At 64.0% G+C, this 1318-nt stretch carries 1 protein-coding gene; it reads left to right on the top strand.

Features of this window, described 5'->3' with window-relative positions:
- On the top strand, window positions 1–1270 hold a 1270-nt coding region (gene glyA, locus ACR0D6_RS22540; RefSeq protein WP_480453306.1), incomplete at its 5' end, for a serine hydroxymethyltransferase.
- Window positions 1271–1318: the final 48 nt, after the last annotated feature.

Raw genomic sequence — 1318 nt, 5'->3', positions numbered from 1 at the left:
TTTCTTTACCCAGTCTCTTTCGGAGCGTGACCCCGAGCTTTTCGGTTCGATCACGTCTGAGCTTGGCCGCCAGCGCGACGAGATCGAGCTGATCGCCAGCGAGAACATCGTCAGCGCCGCCGTGATGGAGGCGCAGGGCTCGGTGATGACCAACAAATACGCCGAAGGCTATCCCGGTCGCCGGTACTATGGCGGTTGCCAGTTCGTTGATATCGCCGAGAACCTGGCCATCGACCGCGCCAAGGAACTGTTCGGCTGCGGTTTTGCCAACGTTCAGCCGAACTCGGGCAGCCAGGCCAACCAGGGCGTGTTTCAGGCACTGATCAAACCCGGCGACACCATTCTGGGCATGAGCCTCGATGCAGGCGGTCACCTGACCCACGGCGCGGCCCCCAACCAGTCGGGCAAGTGGTTCAACGCGGTGCATTACGGCGTGCGCCAGCAGGACAACCTGATCGACTATGACCAGATCGAGGCGCTGGCGAAAGAACACCAGCCCAAGCTGATCATCGCGGGCGGCTCGGCCATTCCGCGCCAGATCGACTTTGCCCGCATGCGTCAGATCGCGGACATGGTCGGCGCCTATCTGCACGTGGACATGGCCCATATCGCCGGTCTGGTGGCGACAGGCGCGCATCCCAGTCCCTTCCCGCACGCGCACGTGGCCACCACCACCACGCACAAGACCCTGCGCGGCCCGCGCGGCGGCATGATCCTGACCAATGACGAGGCGATCGCCAAGAAAGTGAACTCGGCCATCTTCCCCGGTATTCAGGGCGGCCCGCTGATGCATGTGATCGCGGCCAAGGCGGTTGCCTTTGGCGAGGCGCTGCAGCCCGCGTTCAAGGATTACATCAGCCAGGTCGTCACCAACGCACAGGCGCTGTCGGATCAGCTGATCAAGGGCGGACTGGACACGGTGACCCACGGCACCGACACCCACGTGGTGCTGGTCGACCTGCGCCCCAAGGGCGTCAAGGGCAACGCCACCGAAAAGGCCCTGGGCCGGGCGCATATCACCTGCAACAAGAACGGTGTGCCGTTTGATCCGGAAAAGCCGACGATCACCAGCGGCATCCGTCTGGGGTCGCCCGCCGGCACCACCCGCGGGTTCGGCGAGGCCGAATTCCGCCAGATCGCCGACTGGATCATCGAGGTTGTGGACGGTCTGGCGGCCAATGGCGAGGACGGTAACAGCGCCGTAGAAGCCAAGGTCCGGGCCGAAGTCGCCGCCCTCTGCGCCCGCTTCCCGATCTACCCGAACCTGTAAAGACACCCTCTTTGAGACACGCAAACGGCGCCACAATGGCGCCGTTTC

The sequence above is a fragment of the Ruegeria sp. BJ6 genome (genome assembly GCF_056537885.1).
Note: the sequence above shows the minus strand (reverse complement) of the source record. Positions and strands in the feature narration are given on the sequence as shown.